Origin of the sequence: Phytoactinopolyspora limicola (assembly GCF_011320225.1) — a bacterium.
Lineage (GTDB): Bacteria > Actinomycetota > Actinomycetes > Jiangellales > Jiangellaceae > Phytoactinopolyspora > Phytoactinopolyspora limicola.
On record NZ_JAAOEN010000011.1, the window covers coordinates 80,302 to 98,133 of the forward strand.

The 17,832-nt window shown below is 67.3% G+C and carries 15 protein-coding genes; 6 read left to right on the plus strand and 9 right to left on the minus strand.

Annotated elements, in window-relative coordinates:
* Positions 1 to 12: 12 nt before the first annotated feature.
* Positions 13 to 414, plus strand: coding sequence for a MerR family transcriptional regulator (locus tag G8760_RS21740; RefSeq protein ID WP_166354932.1), 402 nt, complete (start codon positions 13 to 15; stop codon positions 412 to 414).
* A 52-nt stretch (positions 415 to 466) separates the two neighbouring features.
* Here the strand turns inward: G8760_RS21740 and G8760_RS21745 are convergent, their stop codons facing one another.
* Positions 467 to 1,186 carry a TetR/AcrR family transcriptional regulator gene (locus G8760_RS21745; protein ID WP_166354933.1) on the minus strand — a complete coding sequence of 240 codons (720 nt, stop codon included), beginning with the start codon at positions 1,184 to 1,186 and terminating at the stop codon, positions 467 to 469.
* Between the two features lie 149 nt (positions 1,187 to 1,335).
* Between G8760_RS21745 and G8760_RS21750 the strand changes: the two genes are divergently transcribed.
* A complete protein-coding gene (locus G8760_RS21750; protein ID WP_166354934.1) occupies positions 1,336 to 2,538 on the plus strand; it encodes an FAD-dependent monooxygenase in 1,203 nt (400 codons plus the stop codon).
* 51 nt (positions 2,539 to 2,589) lie between these two features.
* On the opposite strand, the gene G8760_RS21755 is transcribed toward G8760_RS21750, so the two are convergent.
* From G8760_RS21755 to G8760_RS21765, 3 genes are all read right to left on the minus strand, one after another.
* Positions 2,590 to 3,066, minus strand: coding sequence for a hypothetical protein (locus G8760_RS21755; protein ID WP_166354935.1), 477 nt, complete (start codon positions 3,064 to 3,066; stop codon positions 2,590 to 2,592).
* Between the two features lie 90 nt (positions 3,067 to 3,156).
* Entirely contained in the window at positions 3,157 to 4,212 is a 1,056-nt protein-coding gene (locus G8760_RS21760) for a sigma-70 family RNA polymerase sigma factor (protein WP_246222639.1), read from the minus strand.
* Between the two features lie 171 nt (positions 4,213 to 4,383).
* Positions 4,384 to 4,896 (minus strand): TetR/AcrR family transcriptional regulator, encoded by a 513-nt coding sequence (locus tag G8760_RS21765; protein WP_166354936.1) that lies wholly within the window; start codon positions 4,894 to 4,896, stop codon positions 4,384 to 4,386.
* Between the two features lie 54 nt (positions 4,897 to 4,950).
* Between G8760_RS21765 and G8760_RS21770 the strand changes: the two genes are divergently transcribed.
* Entirely contained in the window at positions 4,951 to 5,304 is a 354-nt protein-coding gene (locus G8760_RS21770; RefSeq protein WP_166354937.1) for a VOC family protein, read from the plus strand.
* 352 nt (positions 5,305 to 5,656) lie between these two features.
* On the opposite strand, the gene G8760_RS21775 is transcribed toward G8760_RS21770, so the two are convergent.
* Positions 5,657 to 6,613 carry a LysR family transcriptional regulator ArgP gene (locus G8760_RS21775; RefSeq protein ID WP_166354938.1) on the minus strand — a complete coding sequence of 319 codons (957 nt, stop codon included), beginning with the start codon at positions 6,611 to 6,613 and terminating at the stop codon, positions 5,657 to 5,659.
* Positions 6,614 to 6,704: 91 nt separating this feature from the next.
* On the opposite strand from G8760_RS21775, the gene G8760_RS21780 reads away from it, so the two are divergent.
* Complete coding sequence (locus tag G8760_RS21780; protein WP_207782593.1) at positions 6,705 to 7,337, plus strand: LysE/ArgO family amino acid transporter; 633 nt, start codon at positions 6,705 to 6,707, stop codon at positions 7,335 to 7,337.
* 93 nt (positions 7,338 to 7,430) lie between these two features.
* On the plus strand, positions 7,431 to 9,335 hold the full coding sequence (gene dnaG / locus G8760_RS21785) for a DNA primase (protein WP_166354939.1): 1,905 nt from the start codon (positions 7,431 to 7,433) through the stop codon (positions 9,333 to 9,335).
* Positions 9,336 to 9,343: 8 nt separating this feature from the next.
* Here the strand turns inward: dnaG and G8760_RS21790 are convergent, their stop codons facing one another.
* A complete protein-coding gene (locus tag G8760_RS21790; protein ID WP_166354940.1) occupies positions 9,344 to 11,128 on the minus strand; it encodes an AMP-dependent synthetase/ligase in 1,785 nt (594 codons plus the stop codon).
* A 66-nt stretch (positions 11,129 to 11,194) separates the two neighbouring features.
* Positions 11,195 to 11,632, minus strand: a complete 438-nt coding sequence (locus tag G8760_RS21795) for a hypothetical protein (protein WP_166354941.1) — start codon at positions 11,630 to 11,632, stop codon at positions 11,195 to 11,197.
* 212 nt (positions 11,633 to 11,844) lie between these two features.
* Between G8760_RS21795 and ligD the strand changes: the two genes are divergently transcribed.
* Positions 11,845 to 14,391: a DNA ligase D gene (gene ligD / locus G8760_RS21800; protein WP_166354942.1), complete on the plus strand. Its 2,547-nt coding sequence runs from the start codon at positions 11,845 to 11,847 to the stop codon at positions 14,389 to 14,391.
* Between the two features lie 333 nt (positions 14,392 to 14,724).
* On the opposite strand, the gene G8760_RS21810 is transcribed toward ligD, so the two are convergent.
* Together G8760_RS21810 and aceB are read right to left on the minus strand one after the other, a co-directional pair.
* On the minus strand, positions 14,725 to 15,969 hold the full coding sequence (locus G8760_RS21810; RefSeq protein WP_166354944.1) for a deoxyguanosinetriphosphate triphosphohydrolase: 1,245 nt from the start codon (positions 15,967 to 15,969) through the stop codon (positions 14,725 to 14,727).
* A 120-nt stretch (positions 15,970 to 16,089) separates the two neighbouring features.
* Positions 16,090 to 17,763, minus strand: a complete 1,674-nt coding sequence (aceB, locus tag G8760_RS21815; RefSeq protein ID WP_166354945.1) for a malate synthase A — start codon at positions 17,761 to 17,763, stop codon at positions 16,090 to 16,092.
* Positions 17,764 to 17,832: the final 69 nt, after the last annotated feature.

The window sequence follows — 17,832 nt, forward strand, 5'->3', positions numbered from 1 at the left end:
ACTCCAGGTGCGATGATCGGCGCCGTGAACACCTACACCCCGGCACAGGTTGTCGAGCACACCGGGTTCAGCCACGACACCCTTCGGTACTACGAACGCATCGGGTTACTCGGCAACATTGCCCGCACCTCAGGCGGGCAACGCATGTTCACCGACGACGACCTCGGCTGGCTGGGCATCCTCAAGTGCTTACGCGACACCGGGATGCCGATCGCGACCATGCTGCGCTTCGCCGAACTCTGCCGCGATGGCGACCACACCATCGGCGATCGCGTCATGCTGCTGGAGGAGCACGACGACGCGGTCGAGGCGAAGATCGCGTCCCTGCGCACTCAGCAACAACAGATCCGCGCCAAGATCCACTGGTATCGCACCGCGTCGCCCGCCGCCGCCGAACTGTCGGCAGCCAGCTGACCGGTGATCGTTGCCCGGCGAAGGCCGCACCCGCCAGCGGCGGACCACGACGTTAGTGACCGTGCCCACGCTCGATGAACACGGCGAGACCGTCGAGAATGCGGTCGATGCCGAAGCCGAGAGCCTGCTCGCGTCCGGCCTGTGCCGACGACATCGCGGCCAGCACAGCCGGATAGCGGGCACCGTGCTCGCCAAGCACGGCGGCCAGTTCATCCATGACGTCCTGCTCACTCGCACCGCTATGCCCTTCCGGCACGGCAACCGTCTGTTCAGCGAGGCTGCGTACGTGGCCAGTCAACAACGCCACGGTGTCGAACTTCTCGCCACCGCTGAGTCCGGTGTCGGCCAGGGCGGCCAGCCCCGCGTCCAGCCACGCCAGCTCGTTGGGGCCCAGCGGACGGCGGCCGACGGTCACCCCGAGCACCCACGGATGCTGCGCGAAGGCGGACCAGAGCTGAGTCGACCATTCACGCAGTTGGGGTCGCCAGCTGTCGAACGCACCTAGGTCCGGCTGGCCCATGGCGGCGTCGGCCATGAGGGCGACCAACTCGGCTTTGCCCGGCACGTAGCGGTAGAGCGACATCTTGGTGAAGCCGAGCCCCTCCGCCACCCGCTGCATGGAGACCGCTGACAGACCCTCGGCGTCGGCGATGTCGATACCTACCTGGGTGATGCGCTCGAGGGTGAGGGCGGGCCGGGGCCCACGCCGGGGTGGCCGTCTCGGCTTCCACAGCAGGTCGACGACGGTGGGTGCGGCTGACTCCGCTGACATGCGACTACCCCTTTCCCCATCCACCACGTACACGGCCGTCCCGTTGACGTCGGCACATAACTGTGTCTAAGATACACAGAATTAAACTGCGTCCATAAGACACAGTTATTTGTTCGTCAGCCACCGGAAGACGTCGAAACGGACCCCACATGACCAATCCGAAGATCCTGATCTCCGGCGCCAGCGTCGCCGGACCTACCGCCGCCTACTGGCTCGGGCGCTACGGCTTCGATGTCACCGTCGTCGAAAAGGCCCCCGCCCTGCGCGGCGGTGGCTACGCCGTCGACTTCCGGGGCGAAGCACACATGACGGTCCTGGAGCGGATGGGTGTACTCGACCACCTGCGACACTTGGACACCGGCGGCACCGCGATGAGCTTCGTCGACGTATCCGGCCGCGAACACTTCGCCCTACCTCCCGAATTCGCTGGAGGCGACCTGGAAGTGTTGCGGGCGGATCTATCCCGCGTCCTGCATGAGCACAGCCGGGAGCGGGCCAACTATCTCTTCGGCGACTCGATCACCACCCTGCATGACACCGGCGACAGCGTCCACGCCACCTTCGAGCACGCTCCGGACGATACGTTCGACCTCGTCATCGGCGCCGACGGATTACATTCCCAGGTGCGACGGCTCGCGTTCACCCCATCGGTCGACGTCGTCCGGCATCTTGGCTACTACCTGGCCGGATGGGAGATGGACAATCGCATCGGGGTAGGAAGAACCACCCTGATGTGCAATGTCCCAGGCCGGTTGGCCAGCGTCGCCGCCGATCACCACGATCCGAGCCGGGCACACACATTGTTCGCCTTCACCTCACCCCCACTCGACGGCGTCCGGGGCGACACCGAACGGCAGAAACAGATCCTGCGTGACACCTTCGGCGAGCTGGCCTGGCACGTGCCCGCACTCCTCGACGGCCTCTCGAACACCCCCGAGCTGTACTTCGACTCGATCAGCCGGGTCGACATCGAACCATGGACCCGCGGCCGCGTCGCACTCCTGGGCGACGCCGCCCATGGCGCGACGTTGGGGGGTATGGGCACCGGCTCGGCGATCGTCGGCGCCTACATCCTCGCCGGGGAACTCGCCGATGCGGACGGCGATCACCAGCGGGCTTTCTCCCGGTATGAGGAGCGGATCCGGCCATATGCCACCCGCGGCCAGGACGGTGGCCGCCGTGCCGGTGAGTTCCTCGCGCCGTCGTCACCGATCCGGCTGGCCATGCGCAACCGGATGCTCAGCACCCGACTGGCCCGATGGTTGCTAATGAAGGCCAGCGCCGCCATCTCGGACAACATCACACTGGACGACTACCCCGCGCGACACCCAGGCAACGTGGGCTCGGCCTGAGCCTTGCCCGGGCCTGCACCACCCGCGCCGGGTCCGGCGTTTGCCGCGAGGCTATAGCTCCACCTCGCCGCGGATCTGCGCGATCACGGTATCGAGCTGCGCTCGTGTCTCGGCATCGTCGACGTCGATACCCGCGTCGAGCACTGCCTGCCAGACGAGGCCACCGTCGGGGGTGCGCCGCCCGGATACCCGCACACCACGGGTGCCAGCCAACGGGACATGCCGGCTGATCACCACACTGCCGGTGACCTGCTCCCGCACGACATCCACCAGCCGGCCGGGTTCGGTGATGGCAACCCGGTACCGGGCCGCGTGGTCCGACGCCCGGACCGGGACCACGTCGAGCACCTCGTCGTCGCTGTTCCACGACGCCCGCTCGACCTCGAACCAACGGATGGAACCCGCGGGCCAGATCAGCCGGCGGTCAGTGGCGGCCACCTGGCCGTCCGGACCGGTGGCACTGGCCAGGACCCGCTCGCCCGACTCCAGCCCGGCAACGTCGACACCCGCACTCCGCTTGAACAACACACCACCAGCCTATGTGGCTAGTGTGTCGCGCCGGAGACCCGCATCATTCAGACGCACGGGTCTCCGGTGCGACACACTAGGTGTGCTGTGTCAGCGCAGATACTCGAGCAGTTCGACAGTGCTCTCGTCTCGGCGCAGCTTGGTGAGCGTCCGGCGCTCGATCTGGCGGATCCGCTCCCGGGTGACCCCGAGCACGCGCCCGACCTCCTCCAGCGTCCGGGTCCGGCCGTCGTCGAGCCCGAACCGCAGCCGGACCACCCATCGTTCGCGTTCGCTCAGGCAGGACAGCACGGAACTCACTTGGTCACGCAGCATGGCCTGGGCGACGATCTCTCCCGGCGAGAGCTCATCGGTATCCTCGACCAGCTCACCGAAAGACTGCTCGGCCCGCTCCCCCACGGGTGTTTGCAGGCTCAACGGCTCTTCGACGAACGCCAGCAGTTCCGCGACCCGCTCCGGTGACACACCGGACAGCTGAGCAAGCTCATGACTCGTGGGCTCACGTGCCTGTGTCTGGGCGATGGCTCGCCGGGCCCGTAGGATCCGGTTGAGTTCGTCGACGACGTGGATAGGCAGCCGGATGGTCCGGCTCTGTTCCGCCAGGGCCCGGCCGATAGCCTGCCGGATCCACCAGGTGGCGTACGTGGAGAACTTGTAGCCACGCATGTAGTCGAAACGTTCGACGGCCCGCATCAGGCCGACATTGCCCTCTTGCACGAGGTCGAGCAGGGAGAGCCCACGTCGTGCGTAGCGCCGAGCGACCGACACGACGAGACGTAGGTTGGACTCGATCAAGCGTTGCTTCGCGGCCTGGCCGATGAGCACTAGTTCGACGAGGTCGTCGTGGTCTGCATGGCCCATGCCGATGCGGCCGATGCGCTCCTCCGCCAGCACACCGGCTTCGATGGCACGCGCCAGAGACACTTCCTCGTCGGCGGAGAGCAACGGTACTCGGCCGATCTCGTCGAGATACCGTCGCACCAGGTCGGGGCCTGCACCGCCCGCACCGACTTCCCTGATCCTGGTAGGTGTGGCGTCGTCGGCGTCGGACGCCGGCGACATGAGTTCTCGCACCCTGCGTTGCTCTTCGTCTAGGGGCCGTCGCTGAGCTGGAAAGGCTGTACGCGCCGCGGTCGTGAACGCCACCGGCACCACCTCCGGGGGGTCGGGCCTCACCTGGCCGTGTCCCAGTCTGCCGTGATTCGCCCAACCTTTCTACCCCTTGACCGGTAGACGATGTAAGCGTCAAGTTTGACGATCTCTAGTCACATGTCCTTGACCAGCACAAACGTCACCAATCTGGCCCCGGAGGCGAGTTCATTCATGCACGACGAACGCGAGCCCGGCCCGCGCCGACTCCGCCGTAGACCCGTCCGCGACGCATAAGAGGGCGGCCCGCAGAGCCGCGACGAGCACCGGTGCGGCGTCACCTAGTGTGCTCGGGAGCATCGGGCGCAGGGTCGCCTCGATGGAGTCCGTGGCACCCGCGGGAAGCGGTTCACCGAGCAGGCGGCAAGCGTCGAACCGGACGGCGGCATCGAAGGCGACCATCAGCGCGGCCCGGACACCCGACGTGGATCCATCCGCCGACACGCTGGCCGCGGCACCCTCCATCCGGTCGGTGATCCGCCGCTCCATGTCGCCACGCACCACAAGGTAGAGGCCGAGCTTGGAACCGAAGTGGTGGTACAGCGATCCGGTGGTGACACCGGCCTTCGTGGCGACGTCGGCCACGCTCATCGCCTCGAATCCAACCCGCTCGACGTGATGCAGGGTGGACTCGATCAGCCGGGCCTTGGCCGAACCCGGTATGGGGATACCTTCGCGCATAGAAACCTAGCATAACTCATTGACGTTATAACGTAATCGAATTATGGTAACGGCATGAGACTGACGTACTTCTACCAGCCAGTGCCGGACCTCAAGGCCGCACTTGCGTTCTACCGAGACGAGCTGGGCCTGAACGAGGCATGGCGAGAAGGCGATACCACCGTCGCCTTCGAGCTGCCAGGCACCCCAATCCAGCTGATGATCGACGTTGCGCCGGACTCCGGGCAGCAATGGAAGCCGGGGCCGTTCTTCGAGGTCGACGACGTCGAACAGTTCGCCAAAGAACGCAGCGGCGTCACCTGGGCCGGCCCGGTCATCGACGTGCCGGGCGGCAAGACCGCGGCGTTCACCGATCCGGGCGGCAACACCATCCATGTGTTCGACCAAAGCACCACCAGCGACGAATAGCCCGCCCACCTGCCCAGCCAACCCGGCCTACCCAACCAACCCGGCCTACCCAACCCGCCCACCCAACCAACCCGCCCACCCAACCAACCCGCCCACCCAACCAACCCGCCCACCCAACCGGGTCCGCCCAGCCAACCCGCCCACCCAACCGGGTCCGCCCAGCCAACCCGGCCTACCCAGCCAACCCGGCCTACCCGCCCACCCCAGCGCGTGCCCCCACCCCGTGCCCCCACCCCGTGATCATTGCCGGATTTCCGCCCCAACCCCCCGTGATCGTTGCCGGGTTCGCGTCGCCAGAACGACGTAATCCTTGTTTTGATCACCCGAGGGGGCGGCACGAAACCGGCAACGATCACTCGGATGCTCTCCCGGTCGGCATCGGCTGATGGATCAGCTCGCGCGCCGTGCACGCGCGGACACAGCGGGTCAGCGCCGCCAGGGCCGACGACTCCAAACGCCAGCGCTGCCAGTACAGCGGTACGTCGAGTGGCCGGTCCGGGCACAGATCCACCAGATCACCCGCCTCGAGGTCGGCCCGCGCCATACCTTCGGGCACCATGCCCCACCCGAGGCTCCGCCGGGCGGCCTCGACGAATCCCCACGACGACGGTAGATATGTCACCGGCGGCTCACCCACCATGCCGAGCACGTCTCTCAGGAATCGATCCTGCAACCCGTCTTTGCGGTTGAAGATCAGCGCCGGAGCGACCGCAAGCCCGCCCAGGGCCCAGCCCGCCGGTGCCGACCCGCCAGGTGGACGGCCCAGATAACGGTGTGCGAAATCGGGCGCGGCCACCGCGCGATAGCGCATCGCGCCGAGCAGTTCCACCCGACATCCCTGGACAGGGCGGTGTTCCGTCGTCACCGCCGCCATCACCGACCCGTCGCGCAGCAGTGCGATCGAATGGTCCTGGTCCTCCTGTCGGATGTCGAAGGTCAGCGCCTGATCCGCGGGCATGTCCGCCAGAGCCGGCAGGAACCAGGTGGCCAGCGAGTCCGCGTTCACCGCCACCGGCAGCCGGGGCGGCGGCCGCCGCGAGTCCACGTCCGCGCCGCCGGCCACGTCGGCCAGCGCTTCCCCCTCCAGCAGCGCTACCTGGCCGGCCAGCCGTACCAGCACCTGGCCGGCGTCGGTGGCGCGGGCCGGGCGGGTGCGCTGGATCAGCACCCGGCCGACACTGTTCTCCAGGGCCTTCACCCGCTGACTGACCGCCGACGGTGTGACGTGCAGGCGGCGGGCGGCGGCGTCGAAACTGCCCTCGTCGATCACCGCGGCGAAGGCGGCCAACTGATCCGCGTCGATCCTCACGGTGCCACACAGCTTATAGATGAAGTGTTGCTAATGTTCATGAAGAAAGTTTAGCTGGCCTTATTCGCATGAGCCGCCTACGGTCGACGATGTGCTTCACCCCTCCGCTCTGCCCGGCGCCGCACCCGCCCTCGTCGTAGGTTTCGCCACCGGCCTCTCCCTGATCATCGCGATCGGCGCACAGAACGCCTTCGTGCTCCGCCAGGGGTTGCGCCGCGAACATGTCCTGCCGGTGGTGCTCCTGTGCGCCACCGCCGATGCCGCCCTCATCACCGCCGGCATCGCCGGCCTCGGCGCACTGATCACCGCCTATCCGCAGGCTATGGAGGTCGCCCGGTACGCAGGTGCGGCGTTCGTCGCCGGTTACGGGATGCTCGCCGTGCGACGAGCTCTGCGGCCTCAGGGCATGGCGGCCAGCGCTCACCAGCCCGCCCCGTTGCGTGCTGCGTTGCTCACCTGCCTGGCCTTCACCTTCCTCAACCCACATGTCTATCTCGACACCGTGGTGTTACTCGGCAGTATCGGCAGCCAGTACGGCGACGGCCGGTGGGCGTTCGCGGCCGGTGCCACAGCGGGCAGTTTCACCTGGTTCTTCGCCCTCGGCTATGGCGCCACCCGGCTGACCCGCCTCTTCGCCCGGCCCGGATCGTGGCGCGTCCTGGACCTGATCATCGCCGCCATCATGTTCGCCCTCGCCGCACTCCTCCTCTTCTCCTCCCGGTGATCATTGGCTTTTGACTACCGGATCCGGTAGTCAAAAGCCAATGATCACCGGGAGGAAGGAAGCAGGGGCGCGTGGTTCTAATAGACTCGCCGCGTGGCCGGCCGCATTCGTGACGAAGACATCGCCGCCGTACGTGAACGCGCCCGCATCGAGGAGATCGTCTCCCAATACGTGACGCTCCGACCCGCCGGCGGCGGCTCGCTCAAAGGCCTATGCCCGTTCCACGACGAGAAGACCCCCTCCTTCAACGTCCGACCGCAGGTCAACCTCTTTCACTGCTTCGGCTGCGGTGAAGGCGGCGACGTCATCTCCTTCCTCCAGAAACACGAACACCTCTCATTCACCGAGGCGATCGAACGGCTGGCGGACAAGGTCGGCATCCAGCTTCGGTACGACGACACCGGCTCCGGACGGGCCGGCCCACGGCAGAACCGGGAGCAGCGCACCCGCCTCATCGAGGCGCATCGGCTCGCCGCCGAGTTCTACGCCGAGATGCTGGCCGAATCGCCGGAAGCCACCACCGGGCGGCAGTTCCTCGACGAGCGCGGCTTCGACCGCACGGCGGCTGAAGCCTTCGCCGTCGGATACGCCCCCAAGGGCGGCGAGGTCCTGCGTCAACACCTGCTGCAGAAGGGCTTCACCGACCACGAACTCGTCACCGCCGGGCTCACCGCCCAAGGCCGCAACACCCCGTACGATCGCTTCCGTGGCCGGCTCGTGTGGCCCATCCACGACCTCCTCGGCGACGTCGTCGGGTTCGGCGCCCGCCGCCTCTACGACGACGACCGCATCGACGCGAAGTACCTGAACACCCCCGAGACCACCATCTACAAGAAGAGCCACCTTCTCTACGGAGTGCAGTTCGCCAAACGCGACATCGCCCGCAGCGCCCAAGCCGTCGTCGTCGAGGGCTACACCGACGTCATGGCCTGCCACCTGGCCGGTGTCACCACGGCGGTGGCCACCTGCGGCACCGCCTTCGGTGAAGACCACGCCCGCATCCTGCGCCGGCTCCTGCGCGACCAGGACGAATATCGCGGCCGGGTCATCTTCACCTTCGATGGCGACGACGCCGGCAAGAAGGCGGCGCTGCGCGCGTTCGAGGGTGACCAACGCTTCGTCGGGCAAACCTACGTTGCTATCGATCCCGACGGCCTCGACCCTTGTGACCTCCGGCAACGCTCTGGAGATGCCTCGGTCCGCGAGTTGATCGCCCGGCAGCGGCCGCTCTTCGAGTTCGCCATCCGGACCATGGTCGACGAATTCGACCTCGACCACCCGGAGGGCCGAACCCACGCCTTGGAGAAGGCGATCCCCCAGGTCGCCCGGATCCGCGACCGCGCGTTGCGGGATGAATACGCACGCCGGCTGGCCGGGTGGGTCGGTGCCCCCGACGAGATGTCAGTGGTGCGCCGGGTCCGCTCCGCCGCCGGGGCGCCGGAGCGGGCTAGCAGCCGACGGCCGGTGGCCACCACGCAGGCCGGAGGTCAGCAGGCCATCGGGGTTCCGCACCACGGCACCGCCGATCCGCAGTCAATCGCCCTGGAACGTGAGGTCCTGCGGGTGGCGGTGCAACGGCCGGCGCTCGCCGGCCCCGCCTTCGACACGATCGAACCGGAGGCGTTCCTCTCGCCGGTCTTCCGGGCGGTGCGGGTCGCCATCACCGAGGCCGGCGGCTGCGCCACCCAGGGCGGTGGTCCGGCCTGGATCGCCGCGCTGCTCGGTGCCGCCACCGACGACGTCACCCGGCATGTGTTGTCGGAGCTGGCGGTCGAGCCGGTCCCCACGGACGAAGCCGGCCTGCCTCGCTACGTCGAGTCGGTGGTGTTGCGGCTGACCGAGGTTTGGGTGTCCCGGCGCTTGGTCACGTTGAAGGCCAAGCTGCAACGCACCGATCCGTCGGCGGAAGTCCAGCTGTACAACCGGCTGTTCGGGGAGTTGATGACTCTCGAGGCGCACCGCCGCGACCTCCGCGAACGCGGCGTCGGCACCACGTAGCCTGCCGGTCAACCACCGGATGTCCGTTCCACGTCCTCAGTGCGGTAGAGAGCGTCGATCTCATCGGCGAACCGTTCGGCGATGTCGCGCCGGCGCAGCTTCAACGTCGGTGTCAGCTCACCGTCCTCCACGGTGAACTCCCGGTCGAGGATGGCGAACTCACGGATCGACTCGGCCCGCGACACCAACCGGTTGGCGTACTCAACAGCCTGGCTCACCTCGGCGCGCACCCGCTCATGGTCTTTCAACCGGTCTCCACGCAGGCCATGCCGGTCGGCGAAACCAGACAGCTCGTCTTCGTCCAGAGTGACGAGTGCCGCGACGAACCGCTGTCGGTCGCCCACCACCATGGCCTGCGAAACCAACCGGTGTTCGGCCACCGCCTCCTCCAGCGGCGCCGGGGCGACGATCTTCCCGCTGGCGGTGACGATGAGCTCCTTCTTCCGGTCCTTGACGTACAGGTAGCCCTCGTCGTCCAGCTCACCGAGGTCGCCGGTGCGGAACCAGTCGCCGTCGAAGTCGTCGCTGGTGCGAGCGTCGTCGTGGAAGTAGCGCTGGAACACGTTGCCGCCCTTGACCAGGATCTCGTCGTCGTCGATCCGCACCGACACACCGGGCAACGGCCGGCCGACCGAACCAATCCGGGTGGCGGCCGGCGTGTTCACGGTGGCCGGCGCGGTGGTTTCCGTCAGCCCGTATCCTTCGAGGATCGGCACACCCGCGCCCCGGAAGAAGTGAGCGAGGTCGGGTGCCAAAGGTGCCCCGCCGGAGACGCAGTAGCGCACCCGTCCGCCCAGCGCTCGGCGGAGCTTGGTGTACACCAGCGGCTCGAACAGCTGACGGCGAAGACGGACCAATGGCCCCGGCCGTTCCGCCGTCGACCACGACCTCGCCGCGGATGCGGCAGCACCGAACAGCGCACCGCCAACACCCCCACCAGCTTGCCGGCGGGCCGCTTCGTAGACCTTCTCGAACACCCGTGGTACACCGAGCAGAAAAGTCGGCCGGAACGAGCGGAAGTCCTCTCGCGGGTCGTCGGGCGAACTCGGAAACGCCACGACGACGTCGCGGTCGAGACAGACGAACTGGATGAGCCGGGCGAAGATGTGCGCGAGCGGCAGGAATTGCACCAACGACCCGCCGGCGGCCAGGACCGTGCCCAGGTGATCTCGGGTTTGACGCACCGTCCAGGCGAGGTTGCCATGGGTGATCACACACCCTTTGGGATCACCGGTGGTTCCGGAGGTGTAGACGATCGTGGCGATGTCGTCGACGGTCAACGCCTCAAGACGCCGCCCGACCTCGTCCTGCTCGGCGGATCCCCCGCGCCCGCCGAGCTCGGTCAGGCCACCGTCGTCGAACACCACCACGTCGGCGTCACTGACGTCATGTACCCGCTGCGCCAGCTCTTCGTCGGCCACGAAGACGAGTCGCGCACCGGAGTCGGCCAAGATTGCTCGGCACTGGTCCGTCGAGCTGGTGTCGTACAGCGGGACGGTCACCGCTCCAGCAGCCAGGATGGCCAGGTCGGACACGGCCCACTCCATCCGGGTAGGACTCATGAGACCAACTCGGTCTCCCGGCGCCACGCCGGCTGCCACCAGCGCAGCGGCGGTGCGCCGAACGGAGTCCGTCAGCTCGCTCCACGTCACCTCTCGCCATAACCCCTGCTCCGGGACGCTAAATATGGTTCGGTCCGGTGCGTCATCGGCGCGCGACCACAGCCGGGCCAGCACGTGCTCATCCGCACCAAGCGGCGCCGGCTCAGAGCCTTCGACAAATGTGCGTGCCATGGCCGTGGATTACCCACGAGGCCGGCGAGAATGCGTCCCGGCGTGGCTGATGGCGGGTGGCCGCGGTCAACGCGGCTCCAGGTACTGCCGAGGGTCGAGTCGGTCCGGCCGGTCCGCCAGCCACCGGTCGACGGCTTCGGCGTCTCGTCGTTCCATCTCCGCCAACAACAACTCCCGCAACTGGACGTGTGCTGACACCGTCGCAGGTAGGAAGGCTCGGCGCAGGATCCGGCTGGACTGCTCCCACAGCTCACCGAGCTGGTGAGTGGAGGCGCGTGCCACGATGGGTTCGACGTCCTCCTGCGGTAGGCCCACGATCTGGTCGATGTCCAGGGGTACGGCGCCTCGCGGCTGCTGCCGAATCAGCCCCACGACGAGCCAGCCCACCACGACGGCTAGCACCGGGAACCAGCCGACCTGCACGGTGAGGACAACCACGGCTGGCGCCAACATCGGTGTCCACACCCACCAAGGGATCTGCCCAAGGCGTTCGTTCAACGACATGACATCCCTACCTTTCGCGTCCTTCCGGCGAACTCCGACCATGAACGACTTCTGCCTTGGCAGCCGCCGCGCAGCGACCACTCATCGGTGCGGATACCCGACCCGGCGGACCTCACACAACCGGTCCGGACCCCCGCTGTACGCCTGGCCCAGGCCCGCGTTTCCACCCCCGCAGGCCACATCGGGCAGCCGAATTCAGGTATGAACGACGTATGGCCCCGCCCGAGAAGCTCAACGAATATCACAACAAACGCTCGTTCGAGAACACACCCGAGCCGCGCGGGCGGGATACCTCCGGGGCGGGCAACCGGTTCGTCATTCAGGAGCATCATGCCCGTCGGCTGCACTGGGACCTGCGCCTGGAACACGACGGTGTGCTCGTGTCGTGGGCGTTGCCCCGCGGTCTGCCCGACGACCCCGAGCAGAATCATCTCGCCGTCCACACCGAAGACCACCCCTTGGAGTATCTGACCTTCGCGGGCGAGATCCCCGCTGGTGAATACGGTGCCGGGAGCATGACGGTCTGGGACCATGGCACCTACGAGGCGGAGAAGTTCGAGCGGGACAAGGTCGTCGTCCGGCTGTACGGGCAGCGGGCCACGGGCCGATTCGCGTTGTTCCGCGCCGGGCGTGGACGCTCCGACCGCGACGAGAAAAACTGGTTGATCCATCGCATGGACCCGCCGGCAGCCGACCAGGCACCGATGCCCGACGCCGTCGAACCAATGAAGGCCACGTTGTCGCGGCTGCCTCCGGACGAGCGGGCCTGGGCCTTCGAGATCAAGTGGGACGGCATCCGGGCCCTGGCCTACGGAGAGCGCGGCGCTTTGCGCCTGATCAACCGGAACGGCCGCGACATCACCCGGCAATACCCGGAGATCGGTCCACTCGTGCGCCAGCTCGGCGCGCACCGGGTGGTGCTGGACGGCGAACTGGTCGCTTTCGACGGCGACCGGCCCAGCTTCGAACGGCTCCAGCCGCGTCTACACCTGACCGAGGATGCCCGGATCCGGCAGCGGCAGACCGAGATCCCGGTCACCTATGTCATCTTCGATCTGCTCTACGTCGACGGCCGCTCGCTGCTCCGCCTCGGCTATGAGCAACGCCGCCAGGAGCTGGAATCACTCGGCCTGGGTGGCCGGAGCTGGCAGGTGCCGGCGTTTCATCGCGCGGACGGAGCGGCGTTGCTGGAGGCCAGCCGTCGGCAAGGGTTGGAGGGCATCGTCGCCAAACGGCTGGACAGCACCTACCAGCCTGGCCGGCGCAGCCGGGACTGGTTGAAGGTGAAGAACGTGTACCGCCAGGAGGTGGTGATCGGCGGTTGGACCTCGGGTCAGGGGCAGCGCGAGCGTGACCTCGGCGCCCTGCTCACCGGGTACTACGAAGGTGACCACCTCCGTTATGCCGGCAAGGTGGGCACTGGGTTCGACGCGAAGACGCTGCGGATGCTCCGAGAACGGCTGGAGCATCTGCGGCGGGACAGCAGCCCGTTCGACGGCCGGCAGCCGCAGACGAAAGACACCGTGTTCGTCGACCCCGTGGTGGTGTGTGAGGTGGAGTTCGGGGAGTGGACCGAGTCCGGCACCATGCGCCACCCCACCTACCGCGGCCTTCGCGACGACAAGCCTGCCTCTGAGGTGGTCCGCGAGCGGCCAACTGATCCGTCGTCCACCAGCGCCGGCATCAACGACCCGAGCCTCGACGACGGGCGAAGTGGTAGTGGCGATGACCAGGTCGACCCGGCGCGCGTCCCAGCCAACGACACGGACCCGGCGCGCGTCCCAGCCAACGACACGGATCCGGCGCGCGTCCCCACCAACGAGGACGACTCCGGTCAGCTGACCGACGTACAGGTCAGCGTGGATGGTCGGCGGCTCAAGTTGTCTAACCTCGGCAAGGTGTTGTATCCGGTGCCTGGTACCACGAAGGGTCAGGTCATCGAGTACTACCGCGCGGTGGCCCCGGCACTCCTATCCCATCTCGACGGCCACCCACTCACCATGAAGCGTTACCCCCACGGCGTCGACGGAGAGTACTTCTACGAGAAGCAGGCACCCCGGGGTCGGCCCGACTGGATCACCACGGCACCGATCTGGAGTGAAAGCAACCGGCGCACGGTGGAGTACGTCGTCGTCGATAGCCTGCCGACGCTGATCTGGGCGGCCAACCTCGCCGACCTCGAATTGCACACCATGCTGGCCCGCGGTGACGACGTCGAACGCCCCACCATGATCGTGTTCGATCTGGACCCCGGCGAGGGCGCCGGGTTGAGCGAGTGCGCGCGGGTAGCGGTCCGGATCCGGGACCTACTCGGACATCTCGGGTTGGAGGTGCTGGTGAAGTCGTCGGGGTCCAAGGGGCTGCATCTGGCGTTGCCGCTCAACACGCCGGTCACCTACGCCGACACCAAGCCGTTCGCCCATGCGGTCGCCCAACTCGTCGAACAGGAACACCCCGACGAGGTGGTCTCCCGGATGACGAAGGCGCGACGCCGCGGCAAGGTGTTCGTCGATTGGAGCCAGAACTCACGGCACAAGACGACGGTGGCCCCGTTCTCCCTACGCGCCCGCGAACACCCGACCGTGGCCGCGCCGCTGTCATGGTCTGAGGTCGAGGCGGTAGCCGACGGCGACACGTCGGCGGAAACGTTGGTGCTGCTGGCCGACGACGTAGTCGAGCAGCTCGACGAGCGTGCCGACCTGTTCCGACCGTTGTTGGAACGTGTCCAGCAGCTTCCCGACCTCGTGCCTAGCGACTAGACGGCCATGTCCCGGCCACTACCGGCCTGGCAAAACGGGCAAACAAGTGGCCTGCTCGAATCGGCACGTGTTAGACAGGCTGAAACAGGGTATGCATACTCGGCGCTATACACGGTTCGTGGACTCGCCCGATCACCCGACGAGGAGGCGGTTGTCATGGCCGGCCGGTACAGGGGCAGGCACGTAGCGGGAAACACCGAACGCCCGGCTGCGGAGCCGGTCGAGGAGATCCCGGAGGACGAGCTGTTAGAGGCGGAATCCAAGGGTCACTACAGCGCCACGAGCGTCAAAGAGGGCGGTGAACGGCTCAAAGACCGATAACCTGCGCCGCGCTCAGCTGCTGGTCAGCTGGCGGTGCCACTGGTAGGCGGATATGTCGGTCAGGGACGCCACCTGGTCGACCACCACCCGCAGCCGGGCATCGTCGGTTCCCGCCATGTTCCAGTCGACCCGGAACGTCGGCTCGAGAGCCTCCGGCGCCCGGTCGAGCAGCCGCTCCACCAGTTCGGCGACCAACGCACGCTGGTCGCCGTAGGTCTCGGCGCGATCTCTGGCCGTCATGACATAGGTGGCGGCCAACCCTTTCATGATGTTCACTTCCAGCCGCGTCGAGCGGGGGACGCAGAGGTCGGCCGCGTACCTGGTCAGCCGGCCACCGCCGTAGGCGTCGTGGGTGGCCCGCTGAGCATGCTCGGCGAACCGGCCGATCATCTGGCTGGTCATGTCTTTGAGCGCGGCCAACGCGGACCGTCGCCCGTCGTATTCGTCGACCCAGAACGGCGTGGCCCGCATCCGGTCGAGGGTCTCGAGGATCTCGTCGATCTCGGCGTCGGGCAGATACCACGAGCGGGTCAGCTCGGCGAACCGCTTCCGCTCGGCTGGATCGTCGAGCACCCGCGCCGGTTCGAGACGGCCGGCGACGATCGCGTCCTCCACATCATGGACGCAGTAGGCGACGTCATCGGCGAAATCCATCACCTGGGCTTCCAGGCAGCGACGCTCGTCCGGTGCCCCCATCCGCAGCCAGGTGAAGACGTCGAGATCGTCGTCGTACACACCGAACTTGCGTGGATGCCGCGCGCTGCGTCCCCATGGGTACTTCGTGGCGGCGTCCAGACTCGCCCGGGTCAGGTTGAGTCCGGCCGAACGACCAGCCAACGCACCCGTCTCGGCGTGTACGGCCTTGGCCTCCAGCCGGCTCAACAGCCGCAACGTTTGCGCGTTCCCCTCGAAGCCGCCAATGTCGGCCGCGATCTCGTTGAGCGCGGCCTCTCCGTTGTGTCCGAACGGTGGGTGCCCGAGGTCGTGGGCCAGGCAGGCCGTGTCGACCACGTCGGGGTCACACCCCAACGCCTTGCCTACCTCGCGACCCACCTGTGCCACTTCCAGCGAATGGGTGAGCCGATTACGCACGAAGTCGTCGCTGCCTGGGGAGACCACCTGGGTCTTCGCCGCAAGACGGCGCAACGACGCCGAGTGCAACACCCGCGCGCGGTCGCGCTCGAAGTCGGTGCGTGCGGCCTGCTTGACCGGTTCTCGCGCCCACCGTTCGCGGTCGGCCTCCTCATACCCATCCATCGAGGCCGAGCGTACCCACTGTGCAGGAACTATGCACTTCCCGACCCTCTCCCCCATGATCATGAACACTTTGCCGTGCTATCGCCCGGCAAAGTGTTCATGATCATGGGAGGGGTGGGGTTAGACGTGGTAGGCGTAGGCCGGCACGGTCAGGAAGGTCGGGTAGTCCGGGCCCAGTGCGACCTGCTCGAACAGCTCCCTCGCCTGCTCCACCCGGGCGGAGCGAGAAGCGTCGTCACCGGCCTCGGCCAGCAGCCGGTCAGTCTCCTCCGCGACGACGTCGGCCACCAGCTGATGGGTGATCAGCGTGCCGTCCTCGATGGCCGCCTCGGAGTCGATCCACTGCCAGATCTGCGAACGGGAGATCTCCGCGGTGGCCGCATCCTCCATCAGCCCGAAGATCCCAACCGCACCACGGCCACCCAGCCACGCCTCCAGATACCGCAGCGCAACAGCGACGTTGGTGCGGAGCCCCGCCTCGGTGATCCGGCCTGGCGTCGCCTCGATGCGCAGCAGGTCGGCCGCACGAACGTGCACGTCGTCGCGCTGCCGCTCGACCTGGTTCGGCCGCTCGCCCAGCACCTCGTCGAACACCTCTCGGACGGCCTCGACCATACCCGGGTGCGCCACCCACGAGCCGTCGAATCCGTCCCGCGCTTCCCTGCTCTTGTCTTCCCGCACCTTCTCGAAGACCTCGGCGTTCGCCTCGGGATCCTTCGACGGAATGAACGCCGACATACCGCCGATAGCGTGCGCCCCGCGCCGGTGGCAGGTGCGCACCAACAACTCGGTATAGGCCCGCATGAACGGCACGGTCATGGTGACCGCACCCCGGTCCGGCAGCACGAACCGTCCACCACGGGTCCGGAAGTTCTTGATCAGGCTGAAGATGTAGTCCCACCGGCCCGCGTTCAGCCCGGCCGAGTGCTCCCGCAACTCGAAGAGGATCTCCTCCATCTCGAACGCCGCCGTGATCGTCTCGATCAGCACGGTCGCCCGGATGGTCCCGCGGGGCAGGCCCAGCGCCTCTTGAGCGTAGAGGAAGATGTCGTTCCACAACCTCGCTTCGAGGTGGCTCTCCAGCTTCGGCAGATAGAAGTAGGGACCGACGCCGCGGCGGATGAGTTCGTGGGCGTTGTGAAAGAAGTACAACCCGAAGTCCACCAGCGCCCCGACCATAGGCTCGCGATCGGCCCTAAGGTGTTTCTCCGTCAGATGCCAACCGCGCGGGCGCACCACGATCGTGGGTGTGGTCTCCCCGAGTTCGTACCGCTTGCCCTCCGGGCTCGTGTAGTCGATGGTGCGCCGGACCGCGTCGTGCAGATTGACCTGTCCGCCGACGACGTTCTCCCAGTGCGGGGTGTTCGCGTCCTCCAGATCCGCGAGCCAGACCTTGGCGCCGGAGTTGAGCGCGTTGATGGTCATCTTCCGCTCGGTCGGGCCGGTGATCTCCACCCGCCGGTCGGTCAGCCCGGGTGCCGGCGGCGCGACCCGCCAGCTGGGTTCGTCGCGCACCGGGCGCGTCTCACGCAGGAAGTCGGGATCCTGTCCGGCGGCGATTCGCTCGCGTCGGTCCTGACGTTCCCGCAGTAGGTCGGCACGGCGGCCAGCGAACCGGACGTGCAGATCGCCCAGGAACCGCAGGGCGTCCGGGGTGAGGATCTCGTCCTGTCGCGACACCGGCGGGCCGGCGATCTCCACCTGCGGCGTGCGCCCGGGATGCCCCGGCTGCGGTCGGACGGCGGCCTCAGGCTCGTGGGTGGTGGTGTCCTGAGTCATCAGCTCGGAGGTCATATCGTCGTCACTTTCTCGTCGTCGTCATCCTGTATCCCCGGTGATCGTTGGCGAAAGTCTGCCAACGAT